5 protein-coding genes and 1 tRNA gene are annotated in these 6000 nt (G+C 36.9%); 2 read left to right on the plus strand and 4 right to left on the minus strand.

Annotated features, from left to right (window positions below; all coding sequences use genetic code 11):
• Positions 1 to 63: 63 nt before the first annotated feature.
• Complete coding sequence (locus GN217_RS07805) at positions 64 to 864, minus strand: DUF4097 family beta strand repeat-containing protein (protein WP_156856111.1); 801 nt, start codon at positions 862 to 864, stop codon at positions 64 to 66.
• A gap of 336 nt (positions 865 to 1200) precedes the next feature.
• Here GN217_RS07805 and GN217_RS07810 point away from each other — a divergent pair, with 336 nt between their 5' ends.
• On the plus strand, positions 1201 to 1725 hold the full coding sequence (locus GN217_RS07810; RefSeq protein WP_156856112.1) for a GNAT family N-acetyltransferase: 525 nt from the start codon (positions 1201 to 1203) through the stop codon (positions 1723 to 1725).
• 272 nt (positions 1726 to 1997) lie between these two features.
• Here the strand turns inward: GN217_RS07810 and GN217_RS07815 are convergent, their stop codons facing one another.
• The 3 genes from GN217_RS07815 to GN217_RS07825 form a co-directional block, all read right to left on the minus strand.
• Positions 1998 to 2792 (minus strand): SDR family NAD(P)-dependent oxidoreductase, encoded by a 795-nt coding sequence (locus GN217_RS07815; protein ID WP_156856113.1) that lies wholly within the window; start codon positions 2790 to 2792, stop codon positions 1998 to 2000.
• Positions 2793 to 2924: 132 nt separating this feature from the next.
• Positions 2925 to 3938: an AraC family transcriptional regulator gene (locus tag GN217_RS07820; RefSeq protein WP_156856114.1), complete on the minus strand. Its 1014-nt coding sequence runs from the start codon at positions 3936 to 3938 to the stop codon at positions 2925 to 2927.
• An 827-nt stretch (positions 3939 to 4765) separates the two neighbouring features.
• Complete coding sequence (locus GN217_RS07825; RefSeq protein WP_370459744.1) at positions 4766 to 5086, minus strand: magnetosome magnetite crystal formation protein family; 321 nt, start codon at positions 5084 to 5086, stop codon at positions 4766 to 4768.
• A gap of 606 nt (positions 5087 to 5692) precedes the next feature.
• Here GN217_RS07825 and GN217_RS07830 point away from each other — a divergent pair.
• Positions 5693 to 5764 (plus strand) — tRNA-Ala (locus GN217_RS07830).
• Positions 5765 to 6000 lie beyond the last annotated feature (236 nt).

Raw genomic sequence — 6000 nt, forward strand, 5'->3', positions numbered from 1 at the left:
CACGGGGTCAGACCCTGATGTCCCAGCTCAGTATCAAATGGTGGGTTCTTTTCCCTTACATCTTTACACCTTGGAAAGTTTAATACTGCCAATCCCAGCGGTAAATTTCAAATCTCTCTCACCGTTTCCCAATACACTTGAAAATTCCCCTGATTTCTCAAACCCTACAGGTAAATCTGTCCGCACACTACCAAGTCCAGCCGTTGCTTCGATTGTTGCATTTAACTGTTCAGGATTTGGAAAATGAACGTGAATATTTCCAGCCCCTGACTTCATCAAGAGATCATCTTCCCCATCCACATGAAATTCAATATTTCCCGCTCCTGAATGAATCGTCAGCTCTCCGTGACATGCAGTCCCTTTAATATTTCCCGCGCCGGTCGTGGCAACTATATGACCTGCATTGATTTCTCGCAACTTCATATTTCCCGCTCCTGACTCGAGCATTAGATATTCAGCACTGATGGCACAAATCTCAACTTCTCCTGCACCCGCCTTCATCTCAAGCTGCTTGAAAATCATATCAGCCATTCGCACATTGCCAATGGAACATTTCACCTCGTATCGTTCGGCAAATTGTTCCGGTAAATATATCGTGAGCTTACCAAACCGCTTTTTCATCTGAAAGATCCCCCATTTTCTTGGTATCCCCACATTAATTTCCAATCTTTCATTTATAAGCCGAACAGCAAGATCTTCTCCTTTTTCAAACGTTTCCAGCACAATATCAACTCTTTTCTTATCATGAACTGAAAAATGGACGCTCGTAACATCAGAATTTACAGCAAGCTCTTTCACCCGCTCCACTTCCACTATATTTTCTTGAACAATTGGATCTCCCATTGAACTGAAAAAATCAGCCATCGCTATCACCTCGTATATTTCATTTTGTTAGCTTTAGTTTACTAGAATTGAATATTATCCCAACATGCTAGCGGTTGATAGATTGTCCGACTGGGGACGGAGATTGCGGGGAGCACAATCAAATTGGAGGTGGAGCTCTCAATATAGAAATAAAATTATAAATAGCCACAAAACTTAATCAAACTTTTTTTATCTATACTATAATTATTAGAGAATAATTAGTTCAATATATGAGAAAACATCTGCTTTTAAATATATAATGAAATTATAAACTTTACTAAAAAGCTATAGTTCAGTAATCGGGTCATTTTGCAGAATAAGGAAAGGGTGAGTTTTTTGGAATTTAAAACTGAAAGATTAACAATTAGACCATTTAAAAGTAATGACTTACATGATGTATTTAACATTTATAATAATGAAGATACATGTAAATATCTCTTGCATGATAAGTGGACTCATGAAAATTTACAGGAAGAATTTAATAAAAAGCTTGGGAATAGTTCACTCACAAAGGAATCAATGTTAAGTTTAGCAGTAGTAAACCGAATTAAAGTAATTGGCGATTTATCTGTATGGTATACAGATATTAAAGATACTGTTGAAATTGGTTTCTGTTTTTCTAACGAGGTTTCTGGAAGGGGTTATGCAACTGAAGCCGTGAGTAGTTTAGTTAAAAAACTATTTTATGAATTTGGTGTACATCGTGTACAAGCTAACCTTGATGCAAGAAATAAGGCATCACAAAAATTATGTGAGCGTATTGGTATGAGAAAAGAAGCTCATTTCATTCAAGATTTTTGGAATAAAGGTGAATGGACAGATAGCATTAAGTATGGAATGTTGCTTTCAGATTTAAATTAAAAAACGAGGTGGAGATTTAATGAAGCAATGAAAAACAATCGTACTATTTATGAATTTATTATTGAAAACAAAAAAGTCTCTTTCCTGTTAATGTAATAGGAAGGAGATTTTTTTATGTTTTTTTATAAAAAAATGAAACGGTATTGCGAATTATTTAATCTGGCCCGATCGTGGAATAAGAAAGAAAATAGGATGCCCCAATTCTATAGTATTGGAGCATCCTATTGTTATACGTTTGTTAAACTTATATACAATATTGAAATAGAAAAATGTTAAAAAATAGTCGGTACCATCCCCCCATCCATACGGATTGGAGAACCTTTAAATGCGGATGCATAAGGACTACATACAAATGTAGTTAGTCTACCTATTTCAATTGGCTTGATAAATCGCTGTATTTCAGATTGAGGTAGGTTTGTAGTCATAAATTCTTTCTCTTTTTCTGAAAAAGTCATATCATCATTAAGGTATATACCCTCAATTATTTGATGCACATTTTCAGAGAGTGTTGGTCCTGGCATGATCGTATTGACTGTAACTTCTTTTCCTATTGTTAATTTAGATAAGCTTTTTGACAATGATAATAGCATTGATTTTGTCATACAATACTGAGGCATTTGTCCTGAAGGCATAATTGCTTCTTCACTTGCAATAAAGATAATGCGACCATAATCATTTTTTAACATTTTAGGTAAATAAAATTTAGATAATCCATTTGCAGCAAGAACATTAGTGCGGAAGTATTTCTCCCATACTTCATCATCAATGTCCTCATATTGCATAATTTCATAAATACCCATATTGTTAACTAAAATATCAATAGTGGGGTATTTTTTAAATAAAGCTTCTCTTTGCCCCATATCGACAATATCAGCAGTAGCATTTTGAGGAGAGGTAGCCGGGAAATCCGATTTAATTTCATTTACAATTCGTTCTACCTCTTCATAATTTCGTCCATTAATTAGTACATTGACACCTTCTTTGGCAAGTTCAATGGCAATCGTTTTACCTATACCTTTCGTTGATCCAGTAACTAAAGCCGTTTTATTGTTTAACCCCATATCCATAACACATTTCTCCTCCTAATTTACCCTTATGCTTATAAAAAGTTAATATAAAAAAGTTCCTATTCTTTTGTAGTTATTATTAGGTTCTCCTTCTTTTAATATAGTGTTAAAAAATTCACTTTTAATACAAAGTTAATGTATCGAGTCTGCACCTAAATGTTCAGTACGCCAATTTGCGGGAGTATCACCTTCCCAAATGCGGAAGGCGCGGTAGAACGAGTTCTGATCTTCATATCCAATCATGAAGGCTACTTCTTTAATATCGAACGAGGGGTCTGCCAAGTATTCTCGAGCCAAGTTATGTCGGACTTGTGTCAAAAGATGCTTGAAGCTTGTGCCTTCGTCATTAAGACGGCGTTGCAAGGTACGATCGCTCATCCCTAACTCGCTTGCGACAGTCTGAATATCAGGGCGCCCTCCTGCAAGGTTACGTTTCATGATCCACTTGACCATTTCGGTGATTGAATGACTGTGTTGCTGCTCACCCAACGATTTATCCAGTACGGGAGTCAGAATTTCCAGCAACTCTTCGTTGTACGAGACAAAAGGGAGGTCCAAATCTCCTCGATGTAGCGTCAACCTGTTACAATTTGCACCGATCTGGATATGGCAGCCGAAGTAAGCTTCAAGTGCCTGTATGTCGCCCATCGAGTGCGTAAATTCGACAAATTTTGCCATCAACGGTTGACCTGTGCCCCGACGTCCAAGCTCCAAAAGAAATGCCAGAGTAATTCCAACGAGCAGCGGTGGACCTGGTTGCTCGGTATATAACCAATCTAGTTCAATTGTACAGTTCTCACCTTCCTCGGTGATACGTAAGCTTTCAGGGGGACACATTCGTTTGTATCGTGCCATTCGTTTTAGAGCGTCACGGTAGTTACGAGCATGGTAAGTCGCTAAGACGGCAGGTGGGTAATGCGCTGTTTCAAAGACTGTCGTAAGCTTGATGATTCCTTCGGCAGTGTCATCAATGAGATCTGAATACGCCTGCCAAATCGCGAAATATTGATCGGTGGTGACAACTGGCTCATTAATAATGGTGAGCGGCAGTTGTGCCTTTCGAGCGACGTCGTGAGGAGCAATCCCTAATTGATGTATGCCTGCCCAAAATCCTGCCGGGATTTTAATACGAGTATGAGACTTCATAACAGGCCCTCCTTTAGCTATCTACACATTCACTAGTTTTGAGTGTGATTGCGTTCTGTCTAGTTGACGGGACAGATATTATATTACCTGTTCAATGTCGCCTTGTAACTAGCAAAGGACGACATTTTACTTGCCAACTACGTCGAATAAAATCGTTTAGGTACAGAAGCTACCGTTCATACAGGCATCTTCTGTAACAAGCCCCCTAAAAAAACCCTATTTACCTAAGTGGTTTAAAAATGTGTTAGTTCTTTTTTATTTGTACCTACTCATCGGAAAGCCACTCATTATAATCAAATTGATCTTGGCATTAAATTAATTTACCCGGTATTTAATATGTCTATACTCCACAATTTGGCCCGATTGCGAAACAAAAAACCTGCATATTGGAGGGTATTGGACAAAACAAAAAGACTGGACCACTTTTGGATCCAACCTCGAATTTTGATTACTTGCTGATTAAAAAAGGCATTAATTCTGTTGAAGTAAAGCACCCAATCGTTTTAAGTTTAAGAGTTCTAAAAATTAATTATATTTACAAAGCAATTAAGGTTCAATCATAACCACCTGAAGGTTCAGGTAATTCATTGTACTCTTTCTTAACCAAACAAAAGAACACTCTTGCTTATTCAACTATAGAATAAGCAAGAGTGTTCTTCATAAAGACGACTTCAGTGGGGAGCCTTCATCCTCCACTGATGGTCAGTCGCACTTATTGGACTTTTACAGGCAGATGATCTCCCACCTACCTTCCTCGTTTCCACAGGTGCTTGAACCGGGAGTCTCACTGCCCGTTTAGGTTGGATAAACTTCTTAATATTGGAGCCCTAATACGTAATTACTTTTATCCCTTTAATAATATTCCAAATAAAGTAGTATACATCAATAAGGAAGCATATGACTACGGCGATGATGGTTGCAATATAAAATGCCCCAGTTGGTTCTGATAATCCTAATCCTAAGGCAGCAAGAACAAGAATAGCAATAAGTGATGCAATCGCTGGAATTATATGTGTCCAAAGTGCTTTTTTCGCATGTAGTTTAGTTGTTTCATTTCCGAGAATCCAAACAATGATTGGAAACAAGATGGGTGCAAAAAAGATACTCCAATAACACAATGCTGATAATAATTTATTTTCTTCTATCATAATCACCTGATTTCTTAATTAATAGATAAGCAATTTGAACTTTGGCAACCAAAATATGGACCGAAATATCACCAATAAATCTATTGCGTTTAGACCTAAACTAGGCAATAGCTTTTAAAAATGTACCCAAGACACTAAAAAGACTCTCACTCGGCAAAGTAAGAATCCCAAAATCCTAAGGCGAGAGATTTCCTTCGCCTAACCTTATTCTGCCTTTAGAATAACCGATTTATTCTAAGGGGTCAAGGAGTGAGTTTACTGTGTGGGGTTTATGTTCTCTAATAAAAGTTGGGTTTAAAACATCATAAGCGATAAATAAACCAAAAGTGACTACACTTCCATAACCATATTTCGGTGGATGTGAACTGGGGATTTATATTGTGGAATATGGTGGGGTTCCCTATTTCGTTAATACATTTCATATGCACATTAAGGAAATGAATTTTTAATCCACGGGATAATAGGAATAACCAAGAAAATAAACCCCTTTATTAAGGGTCTATTATTTCAAATATCTTCTCTATTTTCTTTAAAACTTGCTTTTACCCTATCATTGTTATATAATAATATTGCTTTGCAAATTTCATCTATTTAAAGTTTTAAAATGGGGCTGTAGTTCAGCGGGAGAATACTTGTCTGGCAGACAAGGGGTCACGGGTTCAAATCCCGTCAGCTCCACTACCTAAAAACACTCTTACTTATTCTATTACAGAATGGAAGAGTGTTTTTTAACTTTACAAAGCGTTGTAGAGCCTCATTTTATTAATTGTTTTTTGAAGGTAGTTAGTGCATCGGTTACACTTAGTTAGACAAATATTTTAAGGTCATATAAACTGAACTCAACAATTAGTAGGAGGAGAATCAGTAATGACCAAAAGAACACGAAGAACATTCACAAAAGAGTTTAAAGAACA

The organism is Oceanobacillus sp. AG (assembly GCF_009746545.1).
In the GTDB taxonomy this organism is placed as follows: Bacteria; Bacillota; Bacilli; order Bacillales; family Amphibacillaceae; genus Oceanobacillus; species Oceanobacillus indicireducens.